This is a genomic window from Sporosarcina ureilytica (assembly GCF_001753205.1).
In the GTDB taxonomy this organism is placed as follows: Bacteria; Bacillota; Bacilli; order Bacillales_A; family Planococcaceae; genus Sporosarcina; species Sporosarcina ureilytica.
The window spans coordinates 2,396,053-2,410,748 of the sequence record NZ_CP017560.1; the positions used below are offsets into that span (position 1 = coordinate 2,396,053).

General features: G+C 38.4%; 13 protein-coding genes. 9 read left to right on the forward strand and 4 right to left on the reverse strand.

Annotation, left to right across the window (positions count from 1 at the left end; translation table 11 throughout):
- Positions 1 to 138 precede the first annotated feature (138 nt).
- Positions 139 to 1,737 carry an SNIPE associated domain-containing protein gene (locus BI350_RS11915; RefSeq protein ID WP_211117158.1) on the reverse strand — a complete coding sequence of 533 codons (1,599 nt, stop codon included), beginning with the start codon at positions 1,735 to 1,737 and terminating at the stop codon, positions 139 to 141.
- A 209-nt stretch (positions 1,738 to 1,946) separates the two neighbouring features.
- On the opposite strand from BI350_RS11915, the gene nhaC reads away from it, so the two are divergent.
- The 3 genes from nhaC to BI350_RS11930 are packed head-to-tail and all read left to right on the forward strand — an operon-like array spanning position 1,947 to position 4,672.
- Positions 1,947 to 3,380, forward strand: a complete 1,434-nt coding sequence (gene nhaC / locus BI350_RS11920) for a Na+/H+ antiporter NhaC (RefSeq protein ID WP_245698257.1) — start codon at positions 1,947 to 1,949, stop codon at positions 3,378 to 3,380.
- Complete coding sequence (locus BI350_RS11925; RefSeq protein WP_075528320.1) at positions 3,377 to 4,243, forward strand: MBL fold metallo-hydrolase; 867 nt, start codon at positions 3,377 to 3,379, stop codon at positions 4,241 to 4,243. Before nhaC ends, BI350_RS11925 begins: the two co-directional genes overlap by 4 nt.
- A 54-nt stretch (positions 4,244 to 4,297) precedes the next feature.
- Positions 4,298 to 4,672 carry a VOC family protein gene (locus BI350_RS11930; protein WP_075528321.1) on the forward strand — a complete coding sequence of 125 codons (375 nt, stop codon included), beginning with the start codon at positions 4,298 to 4,300 and terminating at the stop codon, positions 4,670 to 4,672.
- Between the two features lie 141 nt (positions 4,673 to 4,813).
- On the opposite strand, the gene BI350_RS11935 is transcribed toward BI350_RS11930, so the two are convergent.
- Together BI350_RS11935 and BI350_RS11940 are read right to left on the reverse strand one after the other, a co-directional pair.
- Complete coding sequence (locus BI350_RS11935; protein WP_075528322.1) at positions 4,814 to 6,862, reverse strand: CocE/NonD family hydrolase; 2,049 nt, start codon at positions 6,860 to 6,862, stop codon at positions 4,814 to 4,816.
- A 91-nt stretch (positions 6,863 to 6,953) separates the two neighbouring features.
- Positions 6,954 to 8,459, reverse strand: coding sequence for a BCCT family transporter (locus BI350_RS11940; RefSeq protein WP_075528323.1), 1,506 nt, complete (start codon positions 8,457 to 8,459; stop codon positions 6,954 to 6,956).
- A 283-nt stretch (positions 8,460 to 8,742) separates the two neighbouring features.
- Between BI350_RS11940 and BI350_RS11945 the strand changes: the two genes are divergently transcribed.
- The gene (locus tag BI350_RS11945) at positions 8,743 to 9,420 is read left to right on the forward strand and encodes a TetR family transcriptional regulator (protein WP_075528324.1); all 678 of its coding nucleotides are present in this window, start codon (positions 8,743 to 8,745) and stop codon (positions 9,418 to 9,420) included.
- Between the two features lie 181 nt (positions 9,421 to 9,601).
- On the opposite strand, the gene BI350_RS11950 is transcribed toward BI350_RS11945, so the two are convergent.
- Entirely contained in the window at positions 9,602 to 11,437 is a 1,836-nt protein-coding gene (locus tag BI350_RS11950) for a choline/carnitine O-acyltransferase (protein WP_082295063.1), read from the reverse strand.
- 259 nt (positions 11,438 to 11,696) lie between these two features.
- Here BI350_RS11950 and BI350_RS11955 point away from each other — a divergent pair, with 259 nt between their 5' ends.
- The 5 genes from BI350_RS11955 to BI350_RS11975 all read left to right on the forward strand — a co-directional run bounded on the left by BI350_RS11955 (position 11,697) and on the right by BI350_RS11975 (position 14,691).
- Entirely contained in the window at positions 11,697 to 12,134 is a 438-nt protein-coding gene (locus BI350_RS11955; protein ID WP_075528326.1) for a hypothetical protein, read from the forward strand.
- Positions 12,122 to 12,418: a DUF2653 family protein gene (locus tag BI350_RS11960; protein ID WP_075528327.1), complete on the forward strand. Its 297-nt coding sequence runs from the start codon at positions 12,122 to 12,124 to the stop codon at positions 12,416 to 12,418. The genes BI350_RS11955 and BI350_RS11960 overlap by 13 nt, the downstream gene beginning before the upstream one ends.
- A gap of 135 nt (positions 12,419 to 12,553) precedes the next feature.
- A complete protein-coding gene (gene modA, locus BI350_RS11965; protein ID WP_075528328.1) occupies positions 12,554 to 13,336 on the forward strand; it encodes a molybdate ABC transporter substrate-binding protein in 783 nt (260 codons plus the stop codon).
- Between the two features lie 16 nt (positions 13,337 to 13,352).
- Entirely contained in the window at positions 13,353 to 14,042 is a 690-nt protein-coding gene (gene modB / locus BI350_RS11970) for a molybdate ABC transporter permease subunit (protein WP_075528329.1), read from the forward strand.
- A 13-nt stretch (positions 14,043 to 14,055) separates the two neighbouring features.
- Positions 14,056 to 14,691 (forward strand): ATP-binding cassette domain-containing protein, encoded by a 636-nt coding sequence (locus BI350_RS11975; RefSeq protein WP_075528330.1) that lies wholly within the window; start codon positions 14,056 to 14,058, stop codon positions 14,689 to 14,691.
- Positions 14,692 to 14,696 lie beyond the last annotated feature (5 nt).

Genomic DNA, 14,696 nt, shown 5'->3' on the forward strand with positions numbered 1-14,696 from the left:
TTACAACCTAGATGAGGCGCGAAAACCAATCAGTAAGTTAAATGGATTTGAATCCAACGTACAAAAACTTGAATTTTCGCCGGATGTGAAAGAGTCGAACAATTTCAATTAATTCCTCAGTTAGTTCGATAAAAGCTATTAAGCTATCTGATTTTCAAGTCTTTTCCTTAAAGCTTTAGTTTCTCTATACTCCTCGGCAACTGCAGTCATTGTAAATTCAATCGTTTTATCATGGTTTTCCTCTACTACTTTTTGTATTTCTTCTAATGTAACAGCAAAGTATTCCTTCCGAGTATTAATTAAGTTTAAGCGCTTTTCATCAAATGTATTATGCAATATGCTTTCTAACGTTGGAGCATTTTCACTAAAAATCATTGCATGGACATCAAACTTAAATGGCACCGATGCGTCTCCTAACTCCCGAACCCGATCCATTGGCTCTAACCTGCGTGTCATGCCGATTTTATAAATATCTTCTCCAAATGAACCGATATTGGAAATTACATAAACATAGCCGGCCCTAGTATTTTTCTCTCTATTTAATACATCTTCTTTTTGTCTTTGTACTTCGCTCAATTTATCTTTAAGTTCAATTATTTTTAATTCCAGCTCGTTCATTTTAGTTTCATTTGCATCTTCTTTCTGTAATTCCAATTTTTCCAAAGCTTGAATAAAATGTTTCTCCTCTTTCTCAACTTTAGCTTTAAGTTTTTCAATTTCTCTTCTAGCTTTTTCCTCCTCTCTCATTTGCTCTCTAATTTGTCGTTGTTCTTCTTTTTCTTTTTCTACTTTTTTTGCATATTCGTAAGCCAAATAAAGCTCCTCTAATTTTAAGTTTAAATATTTGGAGGATATCGTTATTTTGTTTTGCAAATTCATTTTGTTCAAAGCTTCATATGCTTTAATTATTCGTTTGTCGATTGCTTCAATATTGTTAAATTTAACCTTTGAGATTGCTACATCACACTCATTGTTAAAAGAGCGTAAAGTCATTCTGATGTTATTATTGGTCATTTTTCTTCCTTCAGCTTTATTACCATTCACAGTCCAACCGTCGTAGAAGTTTGTTGCAGTCTTATCTTTTACCATTTGCTTTTGTTTGCTTCTAATCTCATCAAGCCTAACTTTATAGGAAGCAGAGTTTTCTAAATCATATTTGGGATCATAGAACCCAAAAGATTGCATTAGTACCTCTTCTTCCAAATAAACAATTTCAGCTTTTAACTTTTCAATATCGGAAGTAAGTGACTGAACACTTTTTTCTAACTTCTCTTTTTTCTTAACCTGTGATTTAATCAAATTGTTATATTCTTGTTCTGCCTTCTCCTTTTGCATCTGAAAATCCTTTTCCAATTTTACAAGCTCAGCTTTTCTTTCTTCAATTAACTTTTCGTTCTTTTGAATTTCTTGAGCACTTTCTAACTTATATTTCTCTTCTAATTCCGCTAGTTCAATTTTCTTCTCCTGGATAAATATGTTCAAATCGATTACTTCATCAAACCCTTTGTCTTTTAAATCTCCCAGAGAGTTAGCAAGCTCTTTATTCCGATTGATATACTCCTCCATCAATGATGCCTGTCTAAACATGCTTTCTTCGTATTCCTTTAAGCGCTTTGCTTGTAAAACAGCAAATAAAATAGCTAGAACTAGTGGGACAATAAAAATAAATAAGCATGCATTTAAAACAATAAACCAAGTCTGTAAATACCATGGTAATTCTAACTTTGGATTCAGCACTTTTTCACTCCTTAATACTATTTATGAAAACACATTGAATATTATCCTTTAATATTTTTCCGTAACTCAATAATATTGAAAGAAATAGCACCATTCTTCAATACCCTTTATTGTACTTATTCGAATTGCATGATAATCTAATATAATACAAAAAATACAACACTTCGAAAAAAGGGGGGAAGTACGAGGTTTTTAGGTAGAACCAAAAGATGCCTCGTACGGGTGCAATGAAAAGAGAATTGTCATTTATATTAGCAGTCATTCCAATTATTTCTTTAATTATTGCCGCTGCATTATCCATATTTTATTGGAAAGCAGGCATGCATATTCCGCTAATTATCGGCGTGATTGCTGCATCGGTTGTATCTATCGTTTGCGGATGGACTTGGGAGGAAGTTCAAAATATGTTGGTGAATGGGGTCGCTCGGGCACTTCCCGCGATTTTCATTTTACTTGTTATCGGGATCATCGTCGGAACTTGGATTGGCAGCGGAGTAATTCCAACAATGATTTACTATGGTCTTAATATTATATCCCCTGCGATGTTCGTACCGATTGTTGCACTCGTTACAGGAATTGTCTCTATTACACTAGGTAGCTCGTTTACTTCAATTGCAACGATTGGAATTGCATTTATGGTCATTGGCGAGGGCCTTGGATTTCCCCCGGGACTAGTTGCAGGGGCTATTATTTCAGGCGCTTATTTTGGGGATAAACTTTCGCCATTATCCGATACGACAAATATTGCACCTGCAATGGCGGAGACGGATCTATTTAGTCATATCAAACATATGCTTTGGGACACACTGCCCGCCTTCCTTCTATCAATTTTCTTATATTGGATTGTTGGGGCTCGTTTTTTAACTAGCTATATAATCGATGCAGACAGCATTCATCTAATCAAACAAGGCTTGCATGACGTATTTACCATTCATCCGCTCCTTTTACTAATGCCGTTATTAACAATTATTCTTATGCTTCTTAAAACACCAGCAATTCCTGCATTAATGGGAGTAGGTCTGTTAGGTGCTGTCCTTGCAGTTTTGGTGCAAGGCACATCCGTTTCTTCAGTCGTTCAAATGATGCAAAGCGGTTTTTCTATTGAATCTGGAATTGAAGCAGTTGATTCCTTGTTGAATCATGGCGGACTTACTTCTATGCTTGGAACAATCGGTCTACTAGTCATCGCGACTGCTCTCGGGGGTATTTTGGAAGAAACAGGTTCATTCGAAGTACTTACAAGAAAGATGATGGCAAAAGTACAAACAACTGGATCGCTCATTAGTTCTACTATTTTCTCGACATTTGTAATTGCATTTGCAAGCGGCGCACAGTTTTTGGCAATTATTTTACCCGCTAGAACCTTTGTTAATAAATACAAATCAATGAATATCGATACGAAAAATCTTTCTCGCTGCGTTGAAGCAGCTGGGACAGTTGGGATTAACCTCGTACCATGGAGTGTACCGGTCGTTTTCGCGGCAGGGATCCTCGGTGTCGGTTTTAACGAATTTATTCCATATACATTTTTTGCATTCCTAGTCCCACTCATCAATATTCTATTTGGTTACACAGGGTGGACAATTACAAAGAAAAAGTATCAACCTAGTACTGCGATGCAGAAAGGAGTCATTTCTCAGTGAGCAAGGTGATTTTAACTGTTTTAGGAACTGCGCAAGATGCGGGACTCCCTCATCCAAATTGCTTCTGTAAAAATTGTTCAGAAGCGATGGAAAATCCACAGTATCGGAGACATGCAGCCTCACTTGCCATTGTGTTACCAGAAGAGAATGCTTGGCATTTAATCGATGCGACACCAGATTTGAAAGAACAAATGGCAAACGTACAAATTCAATACAATTTGCAAGGTCAGCTGATGGAGAGCATTTTCCTTACGCACGCACATTTAGGACATTATCCGGGGCTTTTATTTTTAGGCCGTGAAGCAATCGGTGCAAAAGGTGTGCCTGTATTCGCCGGTAGTAAAATGAAAAAACTTTTGGAAGAACATGCGCCATGGAGCTTGTTGACAACACTTGAAAATATTAAGTTGGAACAAATTGAAGATGGGCAAGATGTGCCGATTTCGCCAAATGTTTCTATCACGCCCGTTGAAGTACCACACCGGAATGAATTCACAGAAACTTTTGGCTTTTGGATTAAAGGACCGAATAAAAAAGTTCTGTACATTCCCGATATCGACCAGTGGCATGAGTGGAATCAAGATATCTATGACGCATGTAAAGAAGCAGATATTTGCTTACTCGACAGCACATTTCATTCCGTAGAAGACTTAGAAAAAATCGGTCGTAGTTACGGTGAAATTCCACATCCACTCATGACAGAAACGATGGATCGATTACAAGATTTGGTTTTACAAACTGAAATCTATTTCACCCATTTCAACCACTCAAATCCGGCGCTCGATTCGGATCGACAAGTACGGAATCAAATAGAAGAAGCTGGATTTCATATTGCTGACGAGATGATGGAATTTATTTTATAACAAAATTCTAAAATAGGATACAAATGCGAGTAAAATCAAGAGGAGAGAAAAATTATGGGGATAACCGGATTAGGTGGCGTGTTTTTCAAGTGCAATGACCCGGAAAAACTACGGGAATGGTATGCTGAAAAGCTTGGATTGGCTACGGAACAATATGGACGAACCTTTTCATGGAATGACCCGAAAGGTAGTTCAGTTTGGGCGCCATTCCCGAAAAACACAACATATTTCAGCCCTTCAGATAAAGAGTTTATGATTAACTTCCGAGTAAATGATCTCCCCTCTTTCCTTGAAGAAATTCGAGCGAAGGACGTTGAAATCATCGGGGAATTGACAGAGGTAAGCTATGGGAAGTTTGCACATATTCTTGATCTTGAAGGAAATAAAATTGAATTGTGGGAGCCAGTTGACCCACCGATAACAGATTAAGCAAATGATTCTAAAATCATTTGCTCCCATGGATAAACACCTAATAGACGTTCTATCATGCTTCAATGCTTTATTAATAAAAAAGCCTGTGCGACAAACAGATGACCACATCCATTTCCTATCGCACAGGCTTTTATGATTTTAAATAAAGTCTCTCGGTACTTCAGTTTTCCACGTTTTCGTAAATACTTCTTTATCGCCTTCGTAGGCCGTAAGATGATTCATCAAGTAAAATGTATCTTCATCTGCTGTCATCGTACTTGTCGTTTCTAGGCTTGTTTGCCACTTTCCACGACCAACTGTTAATGTCCAGTCACATTGTACTTTTGCAGATAACGGATCTCCTGATTTAATCGTATAAATATTACGGTTGGTACTGCCATATTCTATGCCATTTTGAACAAGTCGACGTGCACCTTCGTCTGAAAAATCGTCTAATACCCATTCATCGGTAATTGTGTTATGTCGAACTTCGCGTGTTCGATTCGCCTCACGTAATATTTCTCGTTCCATTACTTCCGCAGTTTCAGGATGTTCAAATGGTTTTAATTCATTATCCACAGGTTTTGCAGATCGAATTGGTAAGCGAAGTCTTGTATTTTCATTCGTCAATACAGTTAATGTTACTGGTTTTGGCGAAGGCCATGCGTGCGGCCAATATGTTGGTGAAATTGCCAGTTGCCAGCGGTGATCTTTCGGTAACGTATGACCCACTGCATTTAAACGAAGTGTTACTGTATATTTTTCACCTGGTACAAGATGCTCCGGATGTTCATGGCTATTTCGATGCGTTAAATTGAGCATGCCCCATGTTACCCGCGTAGATGAACCATCTGGCGCAACATCGCAAAGTCGCGCTGTTAATAAAGCATTCATCTGGTCGGATGTTAATTCCACGTCAAATTCCGGGAACCCTAAAATTTCCATCGGTTCTTCAAGTGGTTCGGATGTGAAAACAGTGGAAAGACCATTTTCAATACGCTGATCGGATGATAAATCTCCTGGTTGTCCAAACGGGCAAAACACACCTGCGTATAAGCCGTGTTCTTGTACACTTGATACGATGACTTCTTTTTCAGAAGTAACAGCATCACTTAACTGCTCTCCACTTAAATAATACATTTTTTCTTCGGCATTTTTCGGCGGCCATTCGTTTTCTGCAACCCAATGTCCTGGACGCATTGCATAATCTGTTTCAGGCGGAACGCTATCTTGAACCCAAGCACGTAACATTGGCTCATCCATAATGCCTGTTTCTTCGCCTTTTAACCACTGATCCCACCAACGTAAACACTCTTGCAAAAATCCGATTTGTGGACCAGGTACAGCCACTTCAGGATATTCGTGTGCCCAAGGGCCGATTAAACCTTTCTTCGGTCCTTTTAATCCTTCTAAAAGTCTTGGAATTGCGTTCGTATACCCGTCAGCCCAACCGCCAACTGCATAGACGGGAATATCGATATCCGCATAGTTTTCACACACAGACCCATGTTTCCAGTATTCGTCTCGTCTTTGATGACGCATCCACTCTTCAACAAATGGTGGTGTTTTCTCCAAACGTTCCAACCAATTCGAACGCCAGGACTCACCCACTACTTCTGGATCAGCAGGACGAGCATTATACGCAAGCATTGTTGATGCCCACCATAACATATCAGAAGCAAGCATCGCCCCACCTTTGTAATGAACATCATCAGCATAACGGTCATCTGTCGAACAAAGTGTAATGATCGCTTTTAAATCCGGATGACGTCTAGCCGCAATTTGAAGGCCATTAAAACCGCCCCATGACTTTCCAATCATACCGATGCCGCCTGTAAACCAAGGTTGTTTCGATATCCAAGTGAGCACTTCTAGTCCATCATCTTGTTCTTGCTTTAAATATTCATCATATAAAATCCCATCGGAATCACCACATCCACGCATATCTACACGGATACTTGCGTAGCCGTGCCCTGCAAAGTATGGATGTCGGATAGAATCACGTAGCGCCGTGAAATCATTTTTCCGATACGGTAAATATTCCAAAATCGCTGGAACTGGATTTTCCTCCGCATCAACTGGCAGCCAAATTTTCGCTGCTAATTTTGTTCCATCTGACATCGGAATCCAAACATGTTCAATTTCTCGAATTTCTCTCGGAAATTTCGTTTTAATCGACCTGTTTGATTCTCTAACGTTGAAAACCATGTAAATCCCTCCAAAAAATTATTGGTGCCAGTCACTCAAACAAACACGTTAATTGCAATTAACATGAAATTCATGAATGTTTCGGTGACTGTCACCTTTCAGATGGAAAGTCTTGCTTCAACCATCTAAATAAAGAAACGATGAGCAACAAGTAAATAATAAAAATCGGTACAGACACAATCACTGCTGATGTTTGAATCACACGGAGTCCGCCAATTAACAACAATGAAATGGAAATAACCGCTAACATTGCTCCCCATATCATTCGATGCCATCTAGCTGGGTCATCGCCTTCTTTTAACTCTTTCGTTGCAATTGCGGCTAATATATACGTCGCTGAGTCTAACGATGTTGACAAGAAAATAATACCGAGTACAACGAAGAAAGGTAACACAATAAAGCTAATCGGTAGTGATTTTAAAATTGCTACAACAGCAGCGGGTCCACCGTGTTCATTTAAAATATCTCCGACAGGGACAATTTTGTTCAACTCTAAGTTCATAGAATACCCGCCGAACACCGCAAAGTACAGCCAACCGCCAACAGAACCCCATAATAAAATATGTGTAATTAGCTCGCGAATCGTTCTCCCTTTAGAAATTCGTGCAACGAACAGTCCCATAAACGGAGCAGTTGCAGCAAACCAAGCCCAGTAAAACACTGTCCAACCTTGTGGAAATCCGCCTCCCTGAATCGGGTCTGTGTAGAAGCTCATAAATGCAAAGTTTTGTAGCATTAAACCGAAGCTGTTTGAAAAGTAAGAAAGCAAGAAGATTGTTGGACCTACTAAGAAAACAAAAGCGGCAAGCGCCAATGCAAGATAAATATTAATATCTGCGAGTTTTGCAATTCCTTTTTGTAAACCTAAAAATGCACTCGCTGAATAAATGATTGTAATAATAATGATGATAACGACATTTAGTCCGAGTGATTCAGGGATATTAAAGATGTCGCCAATGACAGCGGACATCATTGGAACGCCTAATCCTAAAGAAGTCCCAAGGCCCCCTACTAAGCTCCAAATGACTAAAACGTCGATTACCTTTGCAAGCCATCCATCTGCATATTTACCAAGTGCCCCGCTCAGCGCAACACTCATTTTTAATGATGGTCTTTTTCGTACATAATACGAGTAAGCAATGACAACAGTCGGAAATGCATACAATGCCCACGCTGATAGCCCCCAGTGGAATAATCCGTATGTTACCGCCCATTCAGCTGCTTCTACTGATTTCTCTTTTATGCCAAATGGTGGACCCATATAGTAGTAAATTGGCTCCATCATCGACCAAAACATAATACTCGTACCCATACCAGCTGTAAAGAGCATCGCTCCCCAGCTAAATGAAGAGAATTCTGGTGCCCCTTCTCCTAGCTTTATTTTTCCAAATCGGCTAAAGACTAACCACAATAAGATGATAAACAAGCCAAACGTTAAAAATTGGAATGCCCAATCCATTTTGTATGTAATCGATGTCATCAACTCATCCAAATACGGCTCCGCCACATTACGGTTCATGACGAGTAATACCGTTGCGACCAATATCACGACAAGTGAAGCCCAAAATACAAACGGATCAATTCGTCCTTTTTTCATTTTACCCCCCCTAATTCCACAAAAATGTTTGAATTCCAAACTTTCCCCAATATCGTTACATGTGATAAAGTCAAGAATGTAATCATGATTACATTTTTGTATACGGTTACTTTACCATAGAATAAATATAGGAACAACCTTCAATTTTCTAAATTTATAATAAGAATGGAGGGTTATTTAATAAAAAAAAGCCTACCATACCTACGCCCACTTGGAATTTGTTAAAATGATAAAGAGAATAATTACGATTCAAACAAGCCATTGGATATAAGGAGGAATAAAAATGACAAATAGAGCTATCCAGAAAAGTCGTATGTGGAAGTATTTTATCGAAGCGACTAAGGAAATCATTGAAACAGAAGGCATTCATCAAGTCACAATCCGTAAAGTTGCAGACCGCGCAGGATACAATAGTGCCACCATCTACAATTACTTTAAAGAACTTTCTCATTTAGTTTTTTTCGCGTCGCTGAAAATGTTAAAGTCCTACGTAGATGATGTGACTACATATATGGCTCGAGGCCAAAACTCCTACGAAAAATACATGCTTGCTTGGGAGTGCATGTGCAAACATTCATTCGAAAAACCAGAATTGTTTCACGCCGTCTTTATTCGAGACTTGGGCAATCACCCCCATAAACTGATTGAAGAATATTATTCTATCTATCCTGCCGAATTAATTAATGTTCCGCCAGAATTAAAATCTATTTTATTTGAACGTAATATAACAAAGCGTGGGTTATCCTTGTTGGACAATGCTGCAGAAGAAGGTCATATCAAACGAGAAGATGTGGAAGAAATTAATGAAATGACGATTCTGATTTGGCAAGGGATGTTGTCAAATATGTTAAACAACCGAATAGAATACGACAGTCAAGTTGCTGCCAGCAGAACAATGCATTATATTGAAAAAACTGTTCACAGCGCACTTACAACAAAAGCACTTCCACCCAGAATTTAATTGTACATAAAGAGTAGAGAAAGAATCTCAACATTCCTCCTCTACTTTTTCACTATTTACTCTTTGATAGCACAGCTTATTATTCAAAAGAAGCACCTACATAAAAAAACACCTCTTGACTGTCAAACGAGGTCAAATACTTCTCCCCCGTTCCCCATCAAAAGGCGTTTTGTTTTTTGATTTAATCCTTACTTACGCGCAAATTTCTTAATTCCTTTAATGCGTCTAACATATGGTTTTTAAGCTCCGTCGCTTGTTCTTTCTCGGCTGTACGGCAAGATATATTAATCGAGATAGAGGAATCTAATAATATATAAGCAATGCCAAATCCGCCCTTTACGACAGGTCCAAAAATTCGTGATCTCACATTATCATAAGCCATTCCACTTGTAGAAATAAAATCTTCCCTTAATGTTTGATAGCCTTCATCTTTAAAAATCGCGGGTAACTTTTTTATCCCTAAACTTTCCCCGTACTGTATGTACACTTGCTCTAACCCGAACATATGCCTCTCTACTCCAAAACCAGTTCGACATTGGTGTATTCTATGTGAATGCGCAGCGCTAGCCGCTTCCATTAACACATTCACTTCTTCCTTTGGCTGATTTTCTTCTACTGCTTGTACCAATGCCCACTTCTCCATGCTTGTCGCTCGCGCACATTCTGTTCTACCTTCTTTATAATGGCGAATAGAAACAGGCTCATACACACTTTTCAATGTACCGAATGTGCGATACTGTGCAATTTGTAATGCCATATGGAAGAATGCATCTGGACTTAGATTCATGCTTTTTATTTCATCTGAGCCAAATTCATCAAATGTCGTCGATTTGACGTGAAATTCACTTTTTCTTTTTTGACTCATTTCAGCTAACTTGAATATAGATGCCTCAATCTCTGCTGAAATGTCCCATGATAACTTTCTTGTCGTTGGCTGTTCGCTCGTATATAGTGTTTCTTCATTTCTCTTTGCAAATCCTTCATTCACATAGCTTATAACAGCAAATATCGTTGTCCCATCGACTGCAGTATGTTCGATACTATAGCCAATTCTTCCTTTTTTTGTAATAACGAGTTGGATTGTTTTATCGAAATATTTATTTCGACTATTTAACATTAGATTTTCGATGGCTTCATCCGAGTTATTGCTATCTTCATCTATCGAAATCACGATGAGTGAATCTGCTATTAATTGAAGGTTATCGGCATTGATTTTAGATACCTTCAAATCATGATAAATTTGCGCCGCTTCATCCCTTTCCGCGGTTGTAAAGAGTCCTACATTTAATCCTTCCTGTTGTTCTGTTTGAAAAATGATATCGATCGCTTCAGCAATTCGTTTACTTTGATAGATGTCCCCATTTTCATTCGTCACAGCTACTTGGTACATATTGTTTTTATATATGAGAATGACAAAATTATTTCTTTTATCGAAATCGGCAACCGTAAATGTATCTCGGTTATTTTGGGGAATGCGGACAGAACGAAAGAACTTTCTATATTGCCCCATATCTAATGGAACCCCTTTTAACATGACAGGTTCAACTTCTCCATCGATAATTTTATGATAATATTCCGCGACTAAAAAGCTTGCTTTCCCTGCAAGCTCTGCAATCGTTGGCGCTATTTTTAATTTAGGGCGATTGACCAAAATATTAAAATGCATCCCAGTTGGCAATGAACCACGATATTTCAAATAGCTATCATCCCAAAAAGGAGTTAACCAACTTCCTTCCGTATTCTCCTTCAATTTAATCAATTTCTTTTGCAGTTTGACAGCATCACCATGTTCGTCAAAAAAATGATTGACCGCCTTCGTTGTAGTGATAAACTGCTGCTTATCTACTAGAGGTTCAATCCATTCAAGGAGCTTCGGGTGTGTACTCGTTAACGGGGGAACTGGGAATGATTGTAATTTATGTTGATGATCAAATATCTTTTTTATAATAATGACTCCTTTCAAATTGAACAAAAATAAAATATGGCATGGCATCATCTTAGCGATTGCCACGTCCATATATGAAGTAATTTCATGATTTTATTTGGCGTACGTCTAACAGGCAAATTCTCGGGTGTTCATTATACGTGTGTGTATATTTTAGTAATCGTTCACTCCGGGACCCTTCTTTACGTTCAATATTATATCGCATATCCGAGTAATTATCCATTTTGACAGCCCTCTATGTATGATGAGGGAAAATACTTTCACCTGAGGCCCAAATAAAGTACACTACTACAGTAAGAAAATATTTTTGAAAAGTATGGAGGAAGAAAAATTGAAAAAACTATTCGCAGCTTTTCTAGCGATTACGCTACTGTTCTCGCCTATTGGAAATTTCATTTTCAACGACTCTCCCGTTGCTGAAGCCAAACGCTATAAATCAGGGAAGAAAAACTTTAATATCGATAAGCAAAAGCAACAACCAAATCAGTCCAATATCCAAAAGCAAAAAGAGAATGACAACAAGAACAATACGGTCCAAAACAATAAAAAACCATCCACTGGTGGCGGCTTAATGAAAGGTTTACTCGTCGGTGGATTAGCTGGTTTATTATTTGGAAGTTTGTTTGCTAATATGGGCATGTTAGGCTCAGTTCTCGGCTTTTTAATCAACGCTTTTGCAATCATTATCTTAGTTGTACTGATTAAAAAAGTATTCAATTTATTATCTGCAAGGAAGAAAGAAGAGGACGCTAGACCATGGAACCGTTAATTATTTCTGAACAAGATATTATCAATTCAATCTGTCTTTTCATGTCCCATGAAAAAGAGATTGAGCCTGACGAAGTTGAAGTCGAACTCATTTATGATGATGAAGCGGAAATGGCTTTTACAGCAGAAACGTGTATCCAAAGTGAAACGGAATTGATTCCTACTTCTAAAATGATTGCGGCCCTTCGCTTATGGATTGACCTATACACTGATTTAGACGGGATTTCAGCAGGTATTCAACTTCATTTTAATGAGAACGACGGGATTTATGCAACCGTACGATAATCTATTTTAGAGGCTTTCAAGCAGTCAATTTCTAGACTGTTGGAAGTCTCTTTTTTGTATGATTGAATATCTATAAAAGTTCGAACTCTATTTAAATATGATGTATAATCCAGACGTAAGGGGGAGTTGAAATAAATGAAAAAAACATGTTACTTATTCTTTTCAGCGCTAGTGATAGTTATGCTTATTGCTTGTTCAAACACTGCTGAAAAGGTAGGAAACGCTGATGAAAAGGTTAACCTTACAATATCCGCGGCAACTAGTTTAACAGATGCCCTACAGGAGATTAAAACCATTTACGAAAAAGACAATTCAGTCCAACTCACATTTAATTTAGGTGGTTCCGGCAGTCTTGCGCAACAAATTCAACGAGGCGCACCTGTTGATATTTTTATTTCTGCAAATGAAAATTGGATGGACACATTAATACAGAATGACCTCATTATCGAACAATCACTTGCGACGATTACAGGGAACAGATTAGTTCTGATTGCTCAAAATGACTCAAAACTACACTTTCCATCTGTCAATCAAATCATTCCTGAAGAAGTGGATCAAATTGCAATTGGCAATCCCGAAAGTGTTCCTGCTGGAAAATATACACAGGAAGTTTTGCAAACAGTAAACCTATGGGATGACTTAGAAAACAAACTGATTTTAGGTAAAGACGTGCGTCAAGTATTGACCTATGTTGAAACTGGGAATGTCGATATTGGGTTTGTTTATGAAAGTGATGCCCTTTCTTCAGATCAGATTTCCATCTTAGCCACTGTCCCAGAAAATTCCCACGACAAGATTACATATCCAGGTGCAATTTTAGCATCTTCTAAACATGAACAAGAAGCGCAGGATTTCTTAACATTTCTAACTTCAGAACAAGCGCAACAAGTGTTTGAAAAATACGGCTTTCGTCAATAAGACTAGGTGATTTATTGTGAATGAACTAAATCTTTCTCCATTATGGCTTTCGATTAAGACCGCCTCTATCGCAACCGTTATTGTTTTTATTTTCGGCGTGATTCTTGCCCGCATGATTGCAAGAAATCATTTCCCCGGAAAAGGTTTCCTCGAGGCAATTATTTTATTGCCGCTCGTCTTACCCCCTACCGTTGTCGGTTTTGGGTTATTGTTTCTTTTTGGAAAAAATGGTTTTGTGGGGCACTGGCTTAGTCATTATTTCAACATCCAAATTGTTTTCACATGGTATGCAGTCATTATTGCAGCTGTTGTTGTTTCTTTTCCGCTCATGTATCAAAGCGCAAGCGCTGCGTTTCAACAATACGATCGAAATATTGAAAATGCCGCCTATACGATGGGCGCCTCGAAGTGGAAAGTATTTTGGACCATTTCATTTCCACTGGCATGGCCTGGATTGCTCTCGGGCTTAGTCTTATCTTTCGCACGTGCACTTGGTGAATTTGGCGCGACCTTAATGCTTGCTGGCTATATTCCAAATGTGACAGATACAATTCCGCTAGCGATTTACTTTGCGGTTGAATCCGGAAATATGGAAATGGCCAAGTTTTGGGTATTCATTATTATCGCGTTCGGGTTCAGTGCGATTCTTTGGCTTAATTGGTGGAGCAAACGACATATGTTGCGTTTTCAGGCGAAACAACAATGATAGGAGAGAAACCATGCTTAGCATAGACATTCAAAAACAATTGTCCCATTTTGAATTAACCACTTCATTTACAGTCGCGAAAGATGAAATTGTTGTTCTTTTCGGTCCATCAGGTTCTGGTAAAACAACCATATTAAATTGTATCGCAGGTCTTTCAAAACCAACTGCTGGCCAAATAACATTACATAATCGAGTGTTATTTAATAATAAACGAGTCAATGTACCGATTCAGCAACGTAATATTGGGTATCTCTTCCAATCTTACGCCCTTTTCCCACATTTAACCGCATGGGAAAATATCGCATATGGCATGAAATCACAACCTTTCGCTGAACATTTAATGAAGGAACTAGGGATTGTCCATTTGAGAGAACAATACCCTCATGAAATTTCGGGCGGAGAAAAACAACGTGTTGCGATTGCACGAGCTCTTGCGACAGAACCTGACCTGTTATTATTAGACGAACCTTTTTCTGCTTTAGATGATGAGACAAAAGAAAAAGGCCATCATGAACTATTACGGCTACATAAACAGTGGGAAATTCCCATTCTTCTCGTCACACATAGTAAAGCAGAAGCCGAAAAACTAAGTAATCGCATCTTATATGTAAATGAAGGCCAACTCATAGAACCAACATGTTCAATATAAAAGCT